Below are 20034 nucleotides of genomic sequence, written 5' to 3' on the forward strand. Positions count from 1 at the left end.
GTCGAGGGTGGGGGTGCGGCTGGCTTGCTGGCGGCCGTCTTCGTTGCCGCCGTCTTCGTTGCCGCCGTCTTCGTTGCGGCCGTCTTCGTTGCCGCCTGCTTAGTTGCCGCCTGCTTTGCAGCGGCCTTCCTTGCCGGAGGTTTCTCCACGGATGCCTTTGTTGCGGGGGCCTTTGTTGCGCGGGCCTTTGTTGCCGGGGCCTCCGCCGATCCCTCGACGGCAGCTGGCTTCGACACCGCAACCTTCACCGGGACCTCCTCGGTCGGTGTCCAGCCCAGCCGTTGGAGCAGCGCGCCGGCCGCAGACGGCGCCCGCTCCTTCGCACCGTTGATGAAGAACAGGTAGACCGTCTTCGGCTTGAGCTTCGCGCCCGGCTCGTCTTCCACCACGGGCAGGTCGTCGGGCGCCTTCCCTTCGGCCCAGCTTGCGACACGTCCGGCCCACTGGTCCAGGTCTTTCGGCGCGTAGCCGGTCGCCAGCTTTTCCTGTGCATTCATCAGGCGCGCGTAGACAAAGTCGGCGGTCAGATCGGCAAATGACGGAAATTTTGGAGAATCGGTGAATACCGTGGCCGCCTTGAACTTGCGCGCCAGCTTCAGGTATTCGTCGCACATGAAGCTGGCGTGGCGCACCTCCAGCACGTGGCGCAGCGGCACGCCTTCCACGGCATCGGGCAACAGGTTCAGGAAGGCCTCGAAGTCATCGGGCACGAACTGCTTGGTCGGTGCGAACTGCCAGACGACGGGGCCAAGTTTGTGGCGCAGCTCGGCGATGCCGCTGTCGATAAAGCGATGAATCGAATCGGCGCCCTCGGCCAGGATGCGCCGGTTGGTGGCAAAGCGCGACGCCTTGACGGCGAACACGAAGTCATCGGGCGTGGCATCGCGCCAGTTGGCAAACGACGCGCGCTTCTGCGTGCCGTGATAGGTGCTGTTGATCTCGATCGCGGTCAGGTGGCGGCTCGCATATTCCAGCTCTCGGGCCTGCGGCAGGCCCGCCGGATAGAAATTGTCGCGCCACGGCGCGAAATTCCAGCCGCCGATACCAATGTGGACATTGCCAAATGACTTGCCTTGCTTGCGCACTGCCATGGCGCCATCTCCGCGAAAGACGATGGACCAAGTCTAGCCGCATTTGCCGCACGCGGCTGTCAGGATGCGGACACGTGATTCGCGCGCGGCATGCTGATTCGCGCCCCTGGCCTACTTTCCCTCGTCCGGCGCCGGATACTTGCGCGCGTTCATCTCCATCTTGGCGCGCACCGCCGCATCGAGGTCGACGCCCAACGCCGTCACCAGCTGCGTCAGGTAGATCGTGATATCGGCCAGTTCCTGCTCGACGTGTGCACGCTCGGTCGTCGACATGATGCCGCGCGACTCTTCCTCGGTTTGCCACTGGAAGATTTCCACCAGCTCGGCCACTTCCACACTGAGCGCCATCGCCAGATTCTTCGGACTGTGATACTTGCCCCAGCCCCGCGCCTCGCCGAAGGCGAGCGCCGCTTGCTGGAGGTTGCTGAGGTCGATAAGAGCCATGGTCTGCCTGGTGCGAATTCGGGATCAGGCGGCATTGTCCCATTGATCGTGGACGATTCACGGCTCGACAGCGCGATGCCGGCAGGCATACCCTTATGGCCGGTTCGCTAGGGTGGGTACTGGTGTTCCGATCCCTGATCGGTGTGATGCTGACTGCGCTGATGCTATGGCCACAGATCGCGCGGATCCGGGCCGAAGAGGCCCTGCTGCGCGAGACGTTCGGCGACGAATATGCGCGCTATTGCGCGCGCGGACATGGCGGATGGTGCCGGAGGTGTGGTGAAAGCCCCAAAAAAAATCCCGGCCTTGAGCCGGGATTTCTGTGCGTCTGCAACCCTGTAGGTGTTCACAATAGATGGCAAATCTTGCCATACAGATCAATAACTTAACCAACTATTCTGCAACACCCGTTCCGCGAAAACTCAAAATAGTTGAGAATTTCCTACAGAACTCCCACAAAAGATGGGACCCGCCCAGGAAGTACCTCCATACTACGAGTCGCCAATCGCTGATCGAACGCGTGAGGCCTCCCATGGAATCCGTGAGCACCTCAAGATGGTCCGCATCCTTGTCGATCTGCCCGCCGCTCAATTGGAAGAACTGGAAAGACTCGCCACAACTGAAGGGCGATCCCGGGCTGCCATCATCCGTGACGCCATCCAGGCGTACATAGCTCAGAAAAATCGCCTCGCAAGTGCCGACGCGTTCGGGCTTTGGAACAACAGCGCGGACGGACAAGCCTACCAAGACAATATTCGTGGCGACTGGGAAGGCCCACCTTCGGCCTAATGCTGCACAAATGTGCCTGCCGAACACGCCCAGCACTCTCGTTCGGCGTGAGCACCGCCGCGTCATGTGACCAAGGTCACCTCCTGCAGCAGACTCGCGAAGCTGTTGTCATCGAAGCCGGAATTCGCTAAGCCAGGCCGAGAACGGACACCGCTAGAACTGAGCGCGCCGGGCGTAGCCCAACCCGAAGTGGCAAGTTCGACACTTCGCGCCCACCGCCACTCCATGGAGCAAAAGCTAGCCATCACAAGAGCGTCACCCTCTGGCGCTTGGGCACGTCCGTTCGCTGCATCGGAGGCCGTTGTGATTGTCCGAAAATGTCTTGGCTGCGGTACCCCCTTCACACCTCGGCCGCAATCGCCGCATCAGCAGTACTGCTCATCCCCCTCGTGTCAGCGCTGTCGACGCGCTGCATGGCAGCGCGCGCGCCGCCATAACGACCCTGACTATCGAGACAATCAGTTCCGCGCTCAGGCGGCTTGGGCCAAACGCCATCCAGAGTATTGGAAGGCATACCGAAAGTTGCACCCTGAATATAGCGCTCGCAACCGCGAGCAGCAGGCGGAGCGTTCGACCATGAAGGCTCTTGCAAAGATGGATGTCTGCGGACCGCCCGTCTTGAATCCTGGTGGGCTGTATCTCCTGGCGCCCGTTTATGACAGCATTCTTTGGCGCAAGATGGATGCGTGGGTGGTCCGTATCGGCTTTCTTTTCAACGTTCCGAGCGACTTTCACAAATTGCAAAGAGAAGACGCGTAACGCGGATGTCGCAATTTGCTAGAACTAGTTTGTATGCCCATCGATCGCCAATGCGACCATCGAGAGCATGCAAGAGCATCGAGTCGTCATCATGCAGTCGTTCGCCCTACAAGCCGATACGGCACCGGAGATACCCGTTCGAGCAGCGGAGTACGTCCGCATGTCTACTGAGCATCAGCAATACTCCACAGAGAATCAACGAAGCAAGATACACGAGTACGCCGCAAACCGAGGGCTTACCGTCGTCAGAACATACGCTGACGAGGGAAAGAGCGGCCTTCGAATCGAAGGCCGGCATGCCTTACAGGAGTTGATCCGAGATGTCGAATCCGGAACTGTCGATTATCAAGTGATCCTGGTGTACGACGTTAGCCGCTGGGGAAGATTCCAAGATGCAGACGAGAGCGCTTACTACGAGTACATCTGCCGGCGCGCGGGCCTCCAGGTGGCCTACTGTGCCGAGCAGTTCGAGAATGATGGGTCACCAATCTCCACAGTTGTAAAGGGAGTCAAGCGCGCGATGGCCGGGGAGTACAGTCGCGAACTCTCCTCGAAAGTGTTTGCCGGTCAGTGTCGCCTCATAGAACTGGGGTTTCGCCAAGGAGGACCAGCAGGCTTCGGACTGCGTCGCGTGCTAGTGGATCAGCATGGCGTCATGAAAGGTACCCTGGGCAGGGGCGAACACAAAAGTCTCCAAACTGACCGGGTCATTCTGATACCCGGCCCAGAGAGCGAAACTCGCATAGTTAACCTTGTTTACAACTGGTTCATCAACGATGCGCTTAACGAGTTCGACATCGCCGCTCGCCTGAACACCATGGGAATCGAGACCGACTTCGGCCGCCGCTGGAGCCGTTCAACGGTGAGAGAAGTATTGACGAATGAGAAGTACATCGGAAACAACGTCTACAACCGCGTTTCATACAAGCTAAAGAAGGCTCGGGTCGTCAACACACCTGACATGTGGATCAGGAAGGAACATGCCTTTGAGCCAATTGTACCCGCCGACATTTTCTACACGGCACAAGGGATCATGCGGGCGCGAGCTCGTCGCTACTCCGAAGACGAATTGATAGAACGGTTGCGCGCGCTCTATCAAACTCGAGGAATTCTGTCGGGCTTGATCATTGACGAAACCGAAGGCATGCCCTCGTCCTCTGTCTATTCGTACCGGTTCGGTAGCTTGATCCGCGCCTACCAGGTCGTTGGATTTACGCCGGCCCGAGACTATCGATATATAGAAGCAAATCGATTTCTCAGACGGCTCCACCCGGACATTGTCGAAAACACAGAACGCCGAATAGCGGATCTTGGCGGATCAGTCGAGCGCGACCTGGCGACCGACATACTCACGATCAATGGTGAGTTTTCGGTATCGCTGGTGCTCGCGCGGTGTCAAACGTCAGCATGTGGGCGCAACCGCTGGAAGGTGCGATTCGACGCTGGCCTCTTGCCCGATGTCACGGTCGCTGTTCGACTGGACCAAGCCAACACTGCGCCGTTGGACTACTACCTCTTACCCCATATCGACTTCTCTAAGGCTCGTATCAGCCTTGCGGAAAGGAACCCTGCCGAGCTTGAGAGCTATCGTTTCGATACGCTCGATTACCTCTACGGTATGGCTGCCCGCGCGAAGCTTCGGAGGGCTGCATGATGGAGCAATCTCTGCCCGGCGAAGTTCGCATGGTCCCTATCGACCGCGTGGAGGTTCTGAATACTCGCGAGCGAAACGGCAAAGTCTTTGAAGAGATCGTCACAAACATCAAGACGATTGGACTAAAGAAGCCCATAACTGTTACGCCTAGGCCTGCGTCAGATGGTGGCGAACGGTACATGCTCGTTTGCGGCGAGGGCCGATTGAAGGCGTTCCGCTCTCTAGGGGAAACGATGATTCCCGCTCTCGTTGTGAACGTGAGCGACGAAGACGCCTTCATCATGAGCCTCGCGGAGAACATCGCCAGACGGCAGTGTCGCTCCTTGGAGTTGCTCGCGGGCATCCGGCAACTACATGAACAGGGCTACATCCCCAAGGTGATTGCAGATAAGACCGGTCTGACCCAATCGTACGTTCAAGGAATTCTCACGCTTCTGCAACAGGGGGAAGAACGATTGCTTGTCGCTGTTGAAAAGGGAACGATTCCCCTTAGCGCAGCACTGACCATTGTCGGCGCTGGCGATGACGACAAGGCAATTCAGGCAGCACTACAGGAAGCGTACGAGTCCGGGAAACTGCGTGGTAAGCAGTTGATGGATGCACGACGTGTAATCGAGCGACGACAGACACTCGGTCGTACGGCGACACGCCGCATGCCGCGCGGGTCCGAAACCGATGTCTCCACGTCAAGCCTGGTTCGAACTTATCAGAATGAGGTGGAACGCCAGAGAGCAATGGTTCGAAAGGCGGAGTTCGCACAGCAGCGATTGCTCTTCGTCGTCGGTGCACTACGCCAACTTTTCGCCGATGAAAATTTCGTCAATCTCCTTCGCGCTGAAGATCTCGCCACGCTTCCCAAGTATCTATCGGAGCGAGTCGTTGCAGGAGGATATGGAAAATGAGCGGCATCACACTTGGATTCATTCCGGAACCACGATGCGTACCAGTTGTATGCATACTGCCGTCGCGCCGCATTCCGGAAGGCCTAAGTACTTCGAGAAAGTTCAAACAGATCAAATCCTCCATAGAAGAGATCGGGCTTATCGAGCCCTTGACCGTAACGTCTGCGAACGAACAGTCAGGGCAGCACGTACTTTTGGATGGTCACATGCGTCTAATCGCCTTGCGCGACTTGGGCTTCGTAGAGGCCTCTTGCCTCATCGCGACGGACGACGAAGCCTACACCTACAACAACCGCATCAACCGCTTATCCACGATCCAAGAACATTTCATGTTGCGGCGAGCTATTGAACGCGGCGTGTCCCCAGAACGATTGGCACGTGCATTCAGCGTCGACATCACTCACATCCAGAAGAAGATCAATCTCTTGAACGGCATCTGTCCGGAAGCTGCGGACTTGCTTAAGGATCAACAGTTCTCGCCAGAGCTCGGACGGGTGATACGCAAGATGAAGCCCACAAGGCAAGTGGAGTGCCTAGAGCTGATGGTGTCTGCCAACAACTTAACAGTGGCATATGCTGAAGCGCTGCTGGTCGCTACGCCCGTGGAGATGCTCATCGACGGCAAGAAGCCCAGCAAACTTGTCGGCATCAGCCAGGAACAAATGGCCAAGATGGAGCGGGAGATGGGCAATCTTCAAGGCCAGTATCGGCTTGTCGAGCAAACGTACGGGCAAGACATTCTCAATCTCGTATTAGCTAAAGGATACCTGGCAAAGCTCTTGGAGAATCAGTCTGTCGCAAACTTCCTTCGTCTGCGTCAACCTGACCTCCTTGCCGAGTTTGAACTCATCGTGCAAACAGTTTCGCTGGATCAGTGAACGTGCACTCTTTGGGCCCGACGGCATGTGGCATTTGGAACGGTTTACGAAGACGGTACGTTTTCCGGCCACCATGCCGGCGGCCAACTCGCCCACGTAGGGACACTCAGACATTTCTGCAACATCTCATCGACTGGGCTGCGGCCAGACAGCTCGTTCCTTATGACGCTTATCCAAACTCTGGCACGCTCGTCATAGGGCGGGGAGAAGTCAGCGCAGCATTTTTCCAATCGGTCAAGGAATGCGTACAACTGCTGTACTCGTCCGTCCGCCTCCATCATCGCAAAAGCCTGCTTCAGCTGATCATCCCTCGCCTCTCGGCGCCTGCGCTCTCGTGCTCGAAGCTCTTCTTCTCTGCGAGCGTTGGCCTCCCGATCCTTTCGTTCGGATCTGAGTTGTGGCAGCAACCCAACCAGATGAAAGGCTGTTTGGATGACTTCGTTGACCTGCATCTCCAGCTTCTCTTTGCTTCCCTGCCAGGACTTGCGCGCTTGATACTCGGTGCCTTCAAGACTCAATGTGAAGATTCCGGACGGGTGCATCTCGAACTCTCTAGCCCATGCCGCTTCCTTGCGCTTTTCCTCAAGTTCCGCGGATGTGAGTCGAACGCGACGGTACCCTTCAGAAAATTTGAGCGTTAGCACCTCCTCGTCAAAGCGCAACTCAATTGCTGGATCGTCCGTTCTGCCGGACGAGCGATCGCTTTGCACTTCTCGTTGTGCAATCTTCATTCCCCCATTCAGAAGCCCGCGAAACAGGGTGGCATGCAACCGAAGGATCCAGTCCATCGATTCCAGTGAAGCGACAATGTTAAGACATCCCTTGCGGGATAAGCTGTATCTGCCATGTTGTTCGGGCGGAGGATGATCTTCAGGTTTGGCCATCGGCCAACTGTAGCTACGACGCCGCGACCGCTCGATTAGCTTGGGAATGCGCTCGCAGTATTTGTGGGTAGTCCTCACAAGGGGATGCGCACCTTCAAGAGTCAATGCGAACTCAACGGGCACCGCGTTGGCAGCCTCGGCTACCCGCGCCGTAAGCAAGTTGGCCCGGTGCTGAGCCATGGCGCGCTGCCTAGCTTGCTCGTCTGGTTCGCTTGCTGCAAATCGAACAAACACATCCAACTCAGGCGCAGGTAGCGGGATTTTTGTTGGATTTTTCCTTGCGCTTAGCTTCGCCCAGTAGCCTCGTGGAGGTACAGGTATCGCATGTCGTCGACACGCCTTCGCAAGTCCGACATCGGAGATTCCCAACTCTTTCGCCAATCGGACGATCGGCGTAGCCCACACTTTCATGTATAGCTCGCTGCGCTTCATGACTCACCTCTGGATTCTTGGGCCATCGCGAGGGCGCTGTTTTCCAAGTCTGGCGAGAAGGAGCCCCATATTGGTAGTCCAGCGGCTGAAGGTATGCGGAACTTCCCATTCAGAACAGTCGGGTATGCTTAAGATCCCTGGGAGAAATGGCACCAGCTAGATCACTCGGAGCCGACAATCGTAGCGCTCGGGCGTCATGTAATGCGTGATGTCTCCCGCCGTACTCCCTAAAATATGACTCCTGTGCGCTCCGGTCAATCAAGTGACCGATCAGGAGACCTTGCCAGCCGGTTGGCACATTTCCCACTAGATTCAGGAGAATGTCCCAATCAAGAACATTATCGACGCAGATAAAGCATTCATCATTTGGAGAAACACCTCTCACCCAATCGATCAGCTTCTCACAAAGCTGACCGGAGGAATGCACAGCTCCGGGGAATTTTCCGAGCTGTGGCAACACCGCCTCTCGAACCAACGGACTACAGGCCAGGTCGTCGAAATCATTCAACTCCCCGTAAAATTCCGCACCATTCTCGGCGACCAGCGCGATGCTGATCAACTCGCAGTTAATCATGTCAGTGAACTCGGTATCAACGAAAAATAGCATACTGTCCCAAACGTTGATGGCTGACGCGGCCGTCTATGTTCTCTAAGCCCCGGCTCCTCGAATCAAAGACCCGTTGAACTTGCTCAGAGACGAGCACCGACGACATTGTCTTCTTCAGCGGACCCTGCAGACAAAGGGCGTCGCCGAGACACTCGGAACTCCCTTTTAGCAAAGCATACGCGGGAGTGCTACGACTCACGATCCACCAGTTGTTCAATTCTTGATCGAAGTACTTGTTGCGTGCTTGGACAAGAGAGCCCCATGCCACTGTTAGTGGCGACGAGGTGGTCCCGAAGATCGTCTGGCCAACCCTTGTCGTCGTCATCTACTGCCAACCAGGCCTTTGCGCGGTCCCCCGCCCTATCAACGTACCTGGCAATCTGTTGATAACGCGACAGGGCAACAAACCACCCTTCATCCACGCGATGTGAGCCCTCGTTGTGACGACGCATCGCCGAATGCCAAGTCGCTCCGATTGCGCGACGCCTCAGAGCGGGCGACAAATAGTCGCGAGCGCGGCTAAAGCCCAGGACGCGCACCCATGACGTAGAGAGAACGATGTCCACGTCCGGAAATGGCGACAAAATCTCCTCAAGCACCGGCATCCACATGAACAACTCACCTTCGGCACAAAGAACTGGCTTGCCCTTAACAAGGTAAGCGGCGTCAGGATGGAGCACGCCGTCATAGTCGAGAAAAATGATCATTCTTCTAGCCTTCCGTTCCTATGTGTTTTCATGGGGGCGGTCATCGCAACATCGAGAGTCTGCTGACTACGCGCCCATACATATTGCCTACACCTGCAACTCGTCACCGTTGGTCCGGCGATGGGGTTGATTCCTGACACAAGAAGTCTGTGAGCTAAGTGCTTCGGACTCGTACCGGCACGTCGTGCCAACTCGGTGTTTAACACGTAGGTATTGGAGAACTGTGTTATTGCGTCCCTGGACACGCGCCGCGCGTAACGACGACCGACCCGCGCCACGTCAGTCTTCAGAATACCCGCCCGAGACAATGCATACGCTACCTCCTGCTTCACGCCAAGCTCTGTCGCTGCTTCAGCCAGCGAGACTTCGCCGCGCCCTCGCCTTCCACGCAACCAAGTCTCGAGCTCTAGCCGATGCACGCGCCACTCCCCGATTCTTGCAACATCACGTCCCCGCCGAACCGACAATGAACCGATACAGATGGCGCCGATCAAGTCAACGAAGGCATCCGCATCGGCGACGATATATTTCGCTGCATCCGCGATCGCGATTGACGCACAATCCGCGACCTGCAGCGGTCGGCTCGCTCGTATGGCCGGAACAGGCAGGCATTGTTTATCAATCCACCACTGTTCTCCCGGTCTTGGCCGCCCGCCGATGGCCCGAAGCAAGCCGGCGTTGAGGAGTTGACGCACCCGTTCCGGACCAAGGCCCAACCTCTGAGCCGTCTGTTGTAGCGACAATGCCGAACGAAGCGCAGTTCGGATTGCAGTCAAGTCGTTTAGATCAACCGATCGGCTGACCCTCCCGCTCGAATGCTTAACCTCATTCGCACGCAGTTCGCCGCTACCTACAAGCCGTGTTACCAAAGAGGGCCGGATACCGATCCGGGATGCGGCGTTCCTTATGTTCAGCCAACTATGTCGCCGGACGACCCACCGTGAGAGATGTCGGTTTCGCCGAGCGAGCGGCGCCTCCCACTCCTCCTCCACGTAAGCCTCGAATTCCCTTCTTACAAAGTTGAAGCAAGGGCCATCTAGGTCTTTATAAATATCTCGATACAAGGGGCCCACGGCCTTCTCAATTCGCCATCGGCTCCGTTGAGGATCCTGGGCGCAAAGGCTGGCGAGTAATTGCTTCATCCCGTCGGGCCACGCCATGAGTATCCCGCCGGCCTCTCGTGCGATCGGCAACGCTTCGGCAACCAGACTGGCATTCTTAACTTTCAAGGGCTTCAGCCGCTCGGTACGGGCAGCCCGCAGGCCTAGTCGCAATGCCAACTCATGCAACTCTATGAGTCCGAGCCCGCTGATGCCATCCAGTTTGTCGCGACGCGCATCGTTCAATCGGTTGGTAAGTTCTGCCGCCAACCAGAGGGCCCCTCGGGAGTGGGTCTTGTGCGCGATGCCATTCGCGAGCGGTTGCCCGCATTCGTCACAACGGAAATCCAGCAGTGCTCGCCGAGCGATTCTCTTCCCGCACCTCGAGCAATGATCTATGAGTCTGGTTTCATGCAACGGACAGCAGGAGACCAAAGTGAGGCTCCAATGGCCGCGCCAGTAGCCGTCTACGCGGAGGCATGGAGGACAATACTTCCACACCTTATGACTCCATACTCGCGCTGGCCTCGTCGATGGACATCTTATCTCGGCGGCCTCCGCCGCCCACCCGGAAGGTTGTTTTCCGGTGAAGGTCAGACACGATAGACCCTCCCCGGGTATTGCCTTGAAAAGCCGAAGCAGTTCGTTCGCCACTAAAGCATTCGCACCCTCTAGCCGCGAGAGATACCCCATGAGTCCCTCATCTGGCGCGGGTTCCGCGCATACTGCTAGTGAGAGCATGGTTCCCCCTCTAATATCTCCGTGCGCAACGACTGCAGCATCCAGCCAACATTCTTCTGCAGGACCTCAAACTGAGCCGCCTTGATCCAGTTGAATAGCGTCGGATCCAGGTATCTACGCGTTGCATCATGACGATCGGAAGGATCGGCCCATGATAGGGAGCCATGCGCGGTAGGCGCAATTACCACTCGGATTGAGGGAAGCAAACTCTCAGGCCAGGTCGCCAGCATCCTAGCCGCGCGCTCGAACCGCTCAATGTTCGGCCGCAACTCACTTGATGGCGAGCCGTACCGAGGGCCCAATTTTCCGGTCCTTGGATCCATGCAACCGAGGACCACAATGATGTCCAGTAGCTCCGTACAAGATATCGCGCGGGGTATCGACGAGAGGCCACCAAGTCTATCTATTGCGTCGTCAGACGACTTGTCGAACAAGCGCTTGATGACAGCGCGTGCAAGCAAGTGGGCCACGTCACTAGCCCGGCGAGTGATGACCGCGCGCAAATCCATGCCGCACTCGCACTCCCAGTATCGATATCTCCGTAAACTGATGGCGCGAGTCGGAGAGCAAGGACATCTGTCGAGTAGATAGGTACCATGCCGATCGCACACCGGCAGTGGGATCAATTTCCACCCAATCTGACCGTATCCATCCTCGATGAGGCATTGAGGACACAAGCGTGTGGAGAACGTCGTCAGATGTTTTGCCCGGATCCATTGCCCAGCAAAGATTGCTTTGCCCTCGCTGTCCACATGCTCCCTTGGGACGAGTTCACGAAGTCGATGATCCAGTCGAAGGCAGATACCGTTGTGCTCGCTGAACGTGTACGTTCTACGTGGCGGTATTTGCAGCGCCTGCATGACTTCATATATGGAGGGCACACCATTGCGCTCAGCGACGCGAAATAGATAGCTCTCGAAATTTTCCTTCGGATATGGATCGACACTGGTTGGGAAGAGCGGTGCCACGCGTTGAAGGCCAACGGTGCGAAAGAACGCATCAACTGCTGACACTGGCGTCCGCTGCTTATTGACCTCTGCATTGCGCGGCACCGAGTCACCCCTTCGATCCATTGAACACCTCAAATGGTTCATGTGCGCCTCGTAACGGCTTGAAGTTGAACTCGAGAGCAAACGGGTTGCGTAGCGCCGGTGCTTCCGACCAAATCTCGTCGCGAAATGCCCGGGAGAGAACGGTGCAGTCGATTCCTTTCGCTCCCCCAGCCAACACCTGCCAGGTCGCGCGGTCAAGCACCTTGATTAGATAATCGATCAAGCCGTCGCTCGCGAAGTGGAAGCGCTTGATCATTTCGTCCGTTATAAAATCAACGGTAGGCACTGGTAGAAAAGCATGCAATGCCGACAGTAGCGAGACAAACTGCTTCGCATCCTCCCGCACATGGAGGTCGTATCCTTTGAGATGTATGACGGCAGAGAAGCGCCGCCGCAACTGCTCGTTAGTCCACAGAAGCTGCTGAGTTCTCGCGAGCCCAGCAAGCACAACCACGATGTTGCATTCGTTCATTAGTTCTTTAAGCCAGTCTGCAGCCTCGTAGGTAGTGCTTCGTGTGCAATCGACGATGTGTTGGGCCTCGTCGAACACAACAATCTCGGTCTCCAAGTTCTTAATTAGCTTGATGATTCGCTTGGTCTTTACACTTTCGGTGTGACTACGCGAGTCGGCGAAAGGATCATCCAAGCCGGTCAAGACAGCGCTCGCCAGGTTCTTCGTCGTTGGACTTGAAGGCGTCGCGACCTTCATTGTTCGACGAAGTTTCCCGGGGATGAAGCCAGCCGGAAATGAGGACGCGAGACACTGGCGGATGGCGGTGGTTTTGCCAGAACCACTAACGCCAACGAGAGTAAGACCTTTGCTCGTACCGGATCGCAACATATCCTGATGCACTTCACCGATGCGCTGAAATACTTTCGTTACTTGCTGCGTTTCGATGAAGTGACGACGGAGAGAGAAATGGATTTCGCTCATAGATTTTTGGGCGACGTTCAAAAGGCTAGTGGACGAATCTGAATAGTCTCTGGTTCGATGTCGAGATCCAGCGTCACTTGGGGTACTCCAAGCTCCGCCTGAGGAACCGGTGTTTCTCGGCTATTGCCCTCCTTATCCAGCCGAGACCGTGCTGCATATCTGCGCTTGCGCAGCTTGTTGGAGTCCATCGCGGCGTCGGCTTCGGCCATGATGGAGCGGTAGGTTTCCAAGACCATCTGGGCATTCGCTTGGGAACCGCTTTGAACTTCCTTCCTGGCACGTGTGCGCGCAACGCGGTACAAATCTCGGCTGAGACCGCGCATGCGCTGGTCCTTATTTGGAACAAGCAGGAAGGTATTTCTTAAAGGGTCGCGAACCCATATGTGCCCCAAGTCATCACGGAAGCGCACGTCGACCTTTGGTCGGTCGCCGAGGCGGTGACGCAATTGAACCAGGTCTTCGCAGTGGTACTGCTGGCTATCGACCTCCACACCGTAGTGATGCAACCTTACGTTGCTGCGATGCGCGAGAATGCACTCGAGCGAGTCGAGGTCGAGCGGAAGCCGGGGGGTTCGCCGTGACTCCCCGTCCTTCCACACCTGCGCGGGAGTGCGACCGCTTAGTCCTCGGTGGGGGCGCTGGAGATAGCGATCGACAATCCACGGAGTGAGCATTTCTTCCAGCTTGGCGAGCGTGATGCACGCCCGCTGCTCAGAGGGGTAGTCGCCCCGCTCTTGTACGTTAGAGAATGTCGTTCCCGGTAGTCGATGGATGAGGTCCTCGGCCAACGTCCGAAAAAAGCGCTCCACCCCACCCTTCTTCTCCGGGCCGCGCGAGCGCGGAAACAGAACTTCGATCCCCAGTTCGTTGAATGCGAGGATCAGATCATAGGCATGGAATTCCGCAGCATTGTCCGGCAGCAGGTACAAGGGAAGGCCTTGTGCTCGCCATTCGTTCTGTACCTGCGGAAACTTCGCAAGCCAGGCTTGCTTTGGCCGTATAGCGCGTTCGATGGTTCGAAGTACACTCTCGGTATTGGGTGCAGAGAGGTGCAGCAGGAAGGCCATGATCATGCGGCTATGGCGGTCTATGATCACAGTAAGATACGGTCGACCGATTACCTCGCCGGTTTCCGGATCTACCACGTGTATGTCGAGCAACGTGTGGTCGATTTCCCACCGATCGAGGATCTTACCGATTTCGAGCTTTCCGGTTGCGTTGCGATGCTTCTTCTTGGCAGCGAACTCGCCTTCACGCCGCCTGTCCACTTCATAACGATCTAGACTTGCGATGTAGCGCCTCACCGTCATTGTGGATGGCAACTTGATCCGGTCTTCCGGGAGACGCTGCGCATTGATATCCTGGATGCGCCCCTTTAATTCCGCATAAAGGTGAGCGACAGTGGGCCTTTCAGGAAGCAGGTAGGCCTCCTCAAGACAGAGCGTTAGAATGTCTTCGAGTTCGCCACGAATCGCTGCCATCCGCCCTTTTCGGGTGTGCTTCGGTACAAGGTGTACTACGCATCTAGTCAGCCCGTACCGCTTTGCCCACCGTCTGACAGTGGACGGACTCGGTGGAGTCTTATCCTGAATGGTACGAGCGACGTCGGCGATTTGCCTTTTTAGCTCTGTGTTGTTGGAGAGCTTCAAAGTGTCGATGTCGGTTAGAGCGTCAAGGTAGGCTCGCCGGCGCAAGGCTTCGGCAGAGTGCTTCTCTGCAAAGCAACTAAGGTCTGGGGGAGCATTTCTCGTGAGTGGTACGGTATCGAGATAGGGTTGGTCGACATCGATAGTCAGTTCCTTTTTGTCATAGGCGAGATAGAACTGGGATTCGGTCAGAAGAACCGGCTCTCCGAAGTCGTCCTTAAATGCGAGCCGGTGGTCCATCAATCTGTTGACCAAAACTAATCGTTTGCCACGCAGGAGGACGCACAGGCGGGCTCTAAGCGAGAATGTCTGCATGTCGATGCCCTCCCTGAAGATAGATTAACGAGTTGCTCGTGATTGGCTGCTCCAGGTCGACTCCAATGATCCCAAGTCCCAGCAGCCTCCACGCCTCCAATTCGCCCAGGCTCGACGATAGATCGGCCACTGTTTCGACTTCGGTCCTCATCAGAAAACGTTGGATGTCCATCGCGTCCGAAACGCGAAACGGATCACGCCTGTGATACATCAACTCCAAGATGTTGTCAGCGCGCGGCTGTCTCCGAAGATCTTCGTCGGTAACGACGCGAAACGCGCGTCCCATCGACTCGATTTGAGCCTTCGCTGCTGCCATGCGTCGTGCGACTCGAGGAGATCGGAGACGAACCATCGGCTTTACTTCCACCCACACCTCCCTACCAATGGCAAGCTGAACACGCACATCGGGGAAATAGCTCTCCGTGTGATCCCCGAAGTCCAGCGTCACCCGTTCCGGCTGCACTTCATAGCTGCGCACCGAAGGCGAGATTTCACAGAAGCGTGCAAACATGCCTTCGAGCATTGATTCACATGGGGTGGGCCGTCCGTTTTTTATTGACGGGATGTATGTTCTGAAGTGGTTCGATCGCCGAGTGATGACTTTACGCACGGGCATGAATTTCCCCCTTTCTGCATACTGAAATACCGGCGAGCAACTGATTCGAATCCAGCTTCCCGGAGTTCGCATTCGTCAGCCTCACTTCGGAGCACTCACGTGTTGATTCGAACGACGGCGGCGCGGGAAGTCTGCGGTTGCTACCAATTTCGCTGCTTTTTTCCCGCGTATCGCGGCGCTGATCGCGCCGGGCACCAGATTCGCGAATGGAATGCCCACTTCGCAGAAATAACTGCTTCTTAAAGCAACGGATGCTCGACATCAAATGTCCTTTTTCTGGGGTGCATGGCACCGACCCGACTACCATTGGCTGTCGGGAAACAGGCGAGCGCTACCGCGCGAAGGCTTCATGCCGACCGATTTTTGGCGACACGAATCCCTCCGCGGAAGGCTGGCAATAAAAAGGGGCTTGACGCTAGGGGCGGGACGTTGGAGACTGGAGGTGCGAAATCCGGATGTCTCCAAGAGGCTCCGACCCAAAGCGCTGCGGGCCCATGGTCTGTGGCGCTTTTTCTTTACATGGGTGCTCCTTCTTTTGATGGTGACGAGCGGATGCTGGGTCGACGATCTCGCACACCGAAGAACACGGCTAAAAGGCGCTGCAGCGAATCCGTGTCCGCCTCGTCAAGCTGTGGCAGCAGGCGCACTAGCGACTGCACAATCTCGTGCTGTGCACGAGTAAGCTCCTCCGGGAGCCTAAGATTGCGCTGCGATAGCTTTGCGGCAAGCACGAGTTCACACCGCCCCTCTGGACTCAGAGACAGTGAGTCTGCAATCCCTTCCAATAGCGCCTCTCCCTTGGGCCGTTTTTTCCCTGTCTCAATAGCGCCAAGGTAGGTTGCGTCGACACCAACGCGTCGTGCCATCTCGGCCTGTGTGAGATCGGCTGCCAATCGATGCTGTCGAATGAATTCGCCTAGCGCAGTCATACCTGAGTCGTCTGAAGGGAGTCGCGTCCGACAAGATACCCGATCCACACCCCCCGGTGAATGGACGACTTACACGTGAAAAAAGAGAATATTATTTTTGTATTCGGTTATGACCGACTCTCATTTTTGGAGGCTCCTCCCCATCCCGATTTTGACGATCGTGCGCATCGATTGCCGAATCTTCATCGCACCCGGCTTTGCTAAATGGATTCCGGCGTTGCTGTAACGCCACACATGCTTACGGCCGTTCGATCTGACAAGCCACTGGCCAACGTGAGCAGATAGACAAAGGGGATAGCGATGACGCCAGAAACTATGGCCTAAGTGTGCCGAACCTCGTTATCGTCAGAGGATTCCGGCGTGCTGCTGCGAACGTTGAGGCACGGTGATGAAGAACTCCCAAATTCAAGCGAATTTTTTCGGTTCATCGTCGACTTGCCGGGTAGCCCATCGGCAACCAGTAACTCTTGCCCGGCCAGGTGCAGTGCGTGCCTCGTAGCGATAGGAACTGGTCAGGCAAATTCCGCGGGCGCCTTCGCGAGCAATGCGGACTTTATGACGTCCGCCTTGGCACCGGGCGGCAAGCCATAGGTCGTCGATTAGCAACGGAAACAAGCGCTCCCCTCCACCGATCCTGGTGATTGGCCCAGCCGAATAGGCCGCCTCCCCGCTAAAGAGGGGTTCAGCGATCGCTTTAAATGTCGACTGGTATACGTGTTTCATTGTTCACGCTACTCGTTTAGTAGCGTGTATCGCGTCATGCGCCGCGCTATATTGGTCACTGTATATTGCTCACTGGCGGATTGAGCAGCGATCTATTCTGGATCGCAGTCCCGTGTTATTGCAGCTATTCGCGGCGGCTCGGTGAAGTTTCCAATCGGCTCGAGGTCGACTGCCTTACAGTTGGGACTCGCGGGTCATTTGGTTTCCACTTTCTTCGCAGGATTTTGGCGGAGGAATCTCTCCTACTTCCGAATGGACAATAAAAGCAAGGACATCCAGTGGCTTGGCGAAGACTATGCCGAGTTGGGCCCCGCCGCGCGGGCGGGGCTCGGAATTTTGCTCGAGAGCGACGATTGGACTTGGTGGGACGACCCTGGCGCGGCACGTGACGCACTTGAACGCGCGGTATCGAAGAGTGGTCTCGCCAAGTGGGGTGGTGACGCGAGCGTGATGGAGGCCGATCAGTGGGTGGATCCGCTGGTCGCCGTCTCGATTGCCCGAGCGTTCCAGTACTTTTCCTATCGTTCCGATCTGTGCATCAAGGTTGTCAGGTCGGTATGGAGTTGGCCAGGGCATGCTGAAACCGTCAATTCGGTGGCCCTCGAACTCTCGACGGTTTTGAATCGTGAGCGCGTTTTCGTGGACTGGCCGCGGGACACTCGACCGCGATTCCCATTGACTACGACCGAGGAATCGCCGCGGCGCGTCATCACAGGCAATCAAGTCGCGCTCGAACGCCTTCGTGGCGACGATATATTGTCTAGCCACGTCGACTGGCGTCCTGATGCCAGAATAGCCGACATTGTCGTTGCTGATTCGTTGGCGGCGACGTTGAGTGACATGGTCGCGGCTCGCGTCGTGATCTTACATGGTAGGCAGGAGGGAAACCTGCTGGCCAAAATCGAGAGTCTGCGGGACCGGCTGAGCGTGCAGTGCGTGATTCATGTCGATGCCGATATCGAACAGCTCGCTGAATGGCTCCAGCTCTATCTGACGGCGTGGGGTGAGTATGGAATGCCCCTTGCTGGCGCTCTTGAGCAAGCGAATGGTCAAACGAAGGCCAGCGCCAGAATTCTGACGTCAACTCAAACGTTTTTCGTGGGTAGCGCCGGATTCCTGCGCCAGAATTTGCATAAGGAGCCGCGCCGTCATCGCCTAGCATCAGGCGATGCCCAACGAGCCCTCGAGTCGCCAGGAGCCATGCTGGAAGTCCCCAAGCTAAACGATGGCGAACTATTGGGCCCCGACGCCGAGCGCCCTGGTCCACCCATGGAGAGGGTGTTGGATGCTCGTGTCAGGCAGGGCGGTCGGCAGGTCGAAACTTGGCCTCTCCAAGGGGCGGTGGACATCGTAGTCGATATCCGACGCCGGACGCCGTTGCACAGCCCTCGCCCGGGCTTCCCGGAACATCAGGTCGAATGGGAGGGCGACCGCAAGAACTTGAAAGTTCACCTGCTTGAGATCGGAAGTGCGCCAGCCACTCGTTCGATGTCCATCAGAAGGACGGGGGATTCCGAGGCTGTCGCGTTTACTCGGGCCGTCGGGAACGGGCCCGTTGATCTGCGCCTGCTGGTGAGCGACGACGCGCGCATTCTCCAGACTGCTCGCCTTCAATCAGCGCCCGGAAAGGCAATCAACTTCTTTGTCGAGAATGTTGTGACACCAGTTCATCGCCAGAAGCAGACCTTCGACCTGGCCTTGCTCGTCAACGACAGCCTGGGGAACCAGCCCAGCGTTACGTTGATTCCCGCTGACGGCGATCCAATTTTCTCCCCGCTGACCGACACCGACACGGAGAAGGCTCGTGAGAAGCTGCTGGCTATTCTTCAACAGGCCGTTGTGGACCCCGAAGCATCGCTTGCGCCGTTACTGCTTGATTTGGCGAACCAAGGCTCCCTGCTGTTGACTCACCTCCGCGAGCAGGTGCCCAATTGGCCGAAGCACCTGACACGCGTCCAACTGGTGACGCAGAGCAACGCATTTTTTCCGATCGAGTATCTCTACGAGGGCACTGTGCCGGAGTCGAGCGATGCGGAACTGTGCTCAGAACGGGCCAAATGCCTGGAGAAAGGATGTGCCATTCCCGGATGTGCTATTCGCGAGGCCGCGGTGCAGTTGTGCCCCATGGGCTTTGTAGGCGTGACCGCGATCGTCGAGCGACACACATGGAATCCCACACATCGCGCGCCCATGTGGAGGCCGGCAGGGTTGGCGGCACGGACGCGCGTGGAGATCAATGACCTGTCTAAGATCGCCTTCGCGGCGGATGATCGTGCCGACGAATTCGAAGACGAAGAAGTTGCTCCACATGAGGTGGTTCGACTCCACCATATCGCGGTGTCATTGGGAGTTGAAAGGATTGCCAACTGGGACGATTGGAAGAAGCACGTCGCCGCGCATTCTCCATCGCTGCTGTTGCTCGTGGTCCATATGGAAAAATCCCAACTTTTTCTGCAGAACGGGGCTGGCCTCAACCTGGCTGGCATCAGACCGCAGCACGTCGGGGAGGGGGCGCCCGTGGCGATCGCCATTGGCTGCGGCACCGGACACGGAGACTTGCCCGGGGGCACCTTGCCGGCAGTGTTGTTGAGGCATGGCGCGCGAATGGTTGTAGCGGCGATGACGGATGTGCTCGGTCGCCATGCTAACCGTGCGGCACGTGATCTTGCGGTCAGGTTTCGCGAGGCGGCGATTTCAAAGCCACCCATTCTGGTCGGGGAGATCATGCGCGAGTTGCGACGCGATTTCCTGGCGGACGAGATCGCACTTGGACTGGCCTTGGTGGCATTCGGAGATGCAGACACCCAACTTGGCACCTGCAATTGAGCGGC

At 57.0% G+C, this 20034-nt stretch carries 17 protein-coding genes and 2 pseudogenes; 7 read left to right on the forward strand and 12 right to left on the reverse strand.

Annotation, left to right across the window (positions count from 1 at the left end):
* Positions 1 to 263 precede the first annotated feature (263 nt).
* Together AC3FJ6_RS09255 and AC3FJ6_RS09260 are read right to left on the reverse strand one after the other, a co-directional pair.
* Positions 264 to 1091, reverse strand: a pseudogene (locus AC3FJ6_RS09255) (DUF72 domain-containing protein); the annotation flags it as partial.
* A 111-nt stretch (positions 1092 to 1202) separates the two neighbouring features.
* Entirely contained in the window at positions 1203 to 1535 is a 333-nt protein-coding gene (locus AC3FJ6_RS09260) for a nucleotide pyrophosphohydrolase (protein ID WP_153946211.1), read from the reverse strand.
* Positions 1536 to 1630: 95 nt separating this feature from the next.
* Between AC3FJ6_RS09260 and AC3FJ6_RS09265 the strand changes: the two are divergent.
* The 6 genes and pseudogenes from AC3FJ6_RS09265 to AC3FJ6_RS09290 all read left to right on the forward strand — a co-directional run.
* Positions 1631 to 1818, forward strand: a pseudogene (locus AC3FJ6_RS09265) (methyltransferase family protein); the annotation flags it as partial.
* Positions 1819 to 2090: 272 nt separating this feature from the next.
* On the forward strand, positions 2091 to 2324 hold the full coding sequence (locus AC3FJ6_RS09270) for a CopG family ribbon-helix-helix protein (RefSeq protein ID WP_488771594.1): 234 nt from the start codon (positions 2091 to 2093) through the stop codon (positions 2322 to 2324).
* 576 nt (positions 2325 to 2900) lie between these two features.
* Positions 2901 to 3083, forward strand: a complete 183-nt coding sequence (locus tag AC3FJ6_RS09275; protein WP_488771595.1) for a hypothetical protein — start codon at positions 2901 to 2903, stop codon at positions 3081 to 3083.
* 91 nt (positions 3084 to 3174) lie between these two features.
* The gene (locus AC3FJ6_RS09280) at positions 3175 to 4737 is read left to right on the forward strand and encodes a recombinase family protein (RefSeq protein ID WP_488771596.1); all 1563 of its coding nucleotides are present in this window, start codon (positions 3175 to 3177) and stop codon (positions 4735 to 4737) included.
* A complete protein-coding gene (locus AC3FJ6_RS09285) occupies positions 4737 to 5639 on the forward strand; it encodes a ParB/RepB/Spo0J family partition protein (RefSeq protein ID WP_488771861.1) in 903 nt (300 codons plus the stop codon). Before AC3FJ6_RS09280 ends, AC3FJ6_RS09285 begins: the two co-directional genes overlap by 1 nt.
* Complete coding sequence (locus AC3FJ6_RS09290) at positions 5636 to 6517, forward strand: plasmid partitioning protein RepB C-terminal domain-containing protein (RefSeq protein WP_488771597.1); 882 nt, start codon at positions 5636 to 5638, stop codon at positions 6515 to 6517. Before AC3FJ6_RS09285 ends, AC3FJ6_RS09290 begins: the two co-directional genes overlap by 4 nt.
* Positions 6518 to 6561: 44 nt before the next feature.
* Here the strand turns inward: AC3FJ6_RS09290 and AC3FJ6_RS09295 are convergent, their stop codons facing one another.
* The 10 genes from AC3FJ6_RS09295 to AC3FJ6_RS09340 form a co-directional block, all read right to left on the reverse strand.
* Positions 6562 to 7833: a hypothetical protein gene (locus AC3FJ6_RS09295; RefSeq protein ID WP_488771598.1), complete on the reverse strand. Its 1272-nt coding sequence runs from the start codon at positions 7831 to 7833 to the stop codon at positions 6562 to 6564.
* A gap of 109 nt (positions 7834 to 7942) precedes the next feature.
* Positions 7943 to 8407 (reverse strand): hypothetical protein, encoded by a 465-nt coding sequence (locus AC3FJ6_RS09300; RefSeq protein ID WP_488771599.1) that lies wholly within the window; start codon positions 8405 to 8407, stop codon positions 7943 to 7945.
* A 221-nt stretch (positions 8408 to 8628) separates the two neighbouring features.
* A complete protein-coding gene (locus AC3FJ6_RS09305) occupies positions 8629 to 9147 on the reverse strand; it encodes an HAD domain-containing protein (protein ID WP_488771600.1) in 519 nt (172 codons plus the stop codon).
* A complete protein-coding gene (locus AC3FJ6_RS09310; protein ID WP_488771601.1) occupies positions 9144 to 10988 on the reverse strand; it encodes a TniQ family protein in 1845 nt (614 codons plus the stop codon). The genes AC3FJ6_RS09305 and AC3FJ6_RS09310 overlap by 4 nt, the downstream gene beginning before the upstream one ends.
* A complete protein-coding gene (locus tag AC3FJ6_RS09315) occupies positions 10976 to 12082 on the reverse strand; it encodes a TniQ family protein (RefSeq protein WP_488771602.1) in 1107 nt (368 codons plus the stop codon). Before AC3FJ6_RS09315 ends, AC3FJ6_RS09310 begins: the two co-directional genes overlap by 13 nt.
* A complete protein-coding gene (locus AC3FJ6_RS09320) occupies positions 12045 to 12974 on the reverse strand; it encodes a TniB family NTP-binding protein (protein WP_488771603.1) in 930 nt (309 codons plus the stop codon). Before AC3FJ6_RS09320 ends, AC3FJ6_RS09315 begins: the two co-directional genes overlap by 38 nt.
* A gap of 17 nt (positions 12975 to 12991) precedes the next feature.
* Positions 12992 to 14935, reverse strand: coding sequence for a transposase family protein (locus AC3FJ6_RS09325; protein WP_488771604.1), 1944 nt, complete (start codon positions 14933 to 14935; stop codon positions 12992 to 12994).
* The gene (locus AC3FJ6_RS09330; protein WP_488771605.1) at positions 14916 to 15458 is read right to left on the reverse strand and encodes a Tn7 transposase TnsA N-terminal domain-containing protein; all 543 of its coding nucleotides are present in this window, start codon (positions 15456 to 15458) and stop codon (positions 14916 to 14918) included. Before AC3FJ6_RS09330 ends, AC3FJ6_RS09325 begins: the two co-directional genes overlap by 20 nt.
* 79 nt (positions 15459 to 15537) lie before the next feature.
* Positions 15538 to 15813 carry a hypothetical protein gene (locus AC3FJ6_RS09335; protein ID WP_488771606.1) on the reverse strand — a complete coding sequence of 92 codons (276 nt, stop codon included), beginning with the start codon at positions 15811 to 15813 and terminating at the stop codon, positions 15538 to 15540.
* A 253-nt stretch (positions 15814 to 16066) separates the two neighbouring features.
* Complete coding sequence (locus tag AC3FJ6_RS09340; protein ID WP_488771607.1) at positions 16067 to 16480, reverse strand: helix-turn-helix domain-containing protein; 414 nt, start codon at positions 16478 to 16480, stop codon at positions 16067 to 16069.
* A gap of 975 nt (positions 16481 to 17455) precedes the next feature.
* On the opposite strand from AC3FJ6_RS09340, the gene AC3FJ6_RS09345 reads away from it, so the two are divergent.
* Positions 17456 to 20029 carry a hypothetical protein gene (locus AC3FJ6_RS09345; protein WP_488771608.1) on the forward strand — a complete coding sequence of 858 codons (2574 nt, stop codon included), beginning with the start codon at positions 17456 to 17458 and terminating at the stop codon, positions 20027 to 20029.
* The last annotated feature ends 5 nt before the right edge of the window (positions 20030 to 20034 follow it).

The organism is Cupriavidus sp. 94F1, assembly GCF_057798875.1.

Excerpts from the sequence above, each read along its gene's own strand:
- AC3FJ6_RS09295 (WP_488771598.1), bottom strand. The coding sequence starts at position 7,833 with ATGAAGCGCAGCGAGCTATACATGAAAGTGTGGGCTACGCCGATCGTC.
- AC3FJ6_RS09270 (WP_488771594.1), top strand. The coding sequence starts at position 2,091 with ATGGTCCGCATCCTTGTCGATCTGCCCGCCGCTCAATTGGAAGAACTG.
- AC3FJ6_RS09305 (WP_488771600.1), bottom strand. The coding sequence starts at position 9,147 with ATGATCATTTTTCTCGACTATGACGGCGTGCTCCATCCTGACGCCGCT.
- AC3FJ6_RS09330 (WP_488771605.1), bottom strand. The coding sequence starts at position 15,458 with ATGCTCGAAGGCATGTTTGCACGCTTCTGTGAAATCTCGCCTTCGGTG.
- AC3FJ6_RS09320 (WP_488771603.1), bottom strand. The coding sequence starts at position 12,974 with ATGAGCGAAATCCATTTCTCTCTCCGTCGTCACTTCATCGAAACGCAG.
- AC3FJ6_RS09345 (WP_488771608.1), top strand. The coding sequence starts at position 17,456 with ATGGACAATAAAAGCAAGGACATCCAGTGGCTTGGCGAAGACTATGCC.
- AC3FJ6_RS09275 (WP_488771595.1), top strand. The coding sequence starts at position 2,901 with ATGAAGGCTCTTGCAAAGATGGATGTCTGCGGACCGCCCGTCTTGAAT.
- AC3FJ6_RS09290 (WP_488771597.1), top strand. The coding sequence starts at position 5,636 with ATGAGCGGCATCACACTTGGATTCATTCCGGAACCACGATGCGTACCA.
- AC3FJ6_RS09300 (WP_488771599.1), bottom strand. The coding sequence starts at position 8,407 with ATGATTAACTGCGAGTTGATCAGCATCGCGCTGGTCGCCGAGAATGGT.
- AC3FJ6_RS09315 (WP_488771602.1), bottom strand. The coding sequence starts at position 12,082 with ATGAACCATTTGAGGTGTTCAATGGATCGAAGGGGTGACTCGGTGCCG.
- AC3FJ6_RS09325 (WP_488771604.1), bottom strand. The coding sequence starts at position 14,935 with ATGCAGACATTCTCGCTTAGAGCCCGCCTGTGCGTCCTCCTGCGTGGC.
- AC3FJ6_RS09280 (WP_488771596.1), top strand. The coding sequence starts at position 3,175 with ATGCAGTCGTTCGCCCTACAAGCCGATACGGCACCGGAGATACCCGTT.
- AC3FJ6_RS09260 (WP_153946211.1), bottom strand. The coding sequence starts at position 1,535 with ATGGCTCTTATCGACCTCAGCAACCTCCAGCAAGCGGCGCTCGCCTTC.
- AC3FJ6_RS09340 (WP_488771607.1), bottom strand. The coding sequence starts at position 16,480 with ATGACTGCGCTAGGCGAATTCATTCGACAGCATCGATTGGCAGCCGAT.
- AC3FJ6_RS09310 (WP_488771601.1), bottom strand. The coding sequence starts at position 10,988 with ATGCTCTCACTAGCAGTATGCGCGGAACCCGCGCCAGATGAGGGACTC.
- AC3FJ6_RS09285 (WP_488771861.1), top strand. The coding sequence starts at position 4,737 with ATGGAGCAATCTCTGCCCGGCGAAGTTCGCATGGTCCCTATCGACCGC.
- AC3FJ6_RS09335 (WP_488771606.1), bottom strand. The coding sequence starts at position 15,813 with ATGTCGAGCATCCGTTGCTTTAAGAAGCAGTTATTTCTGCGAAGTGGG.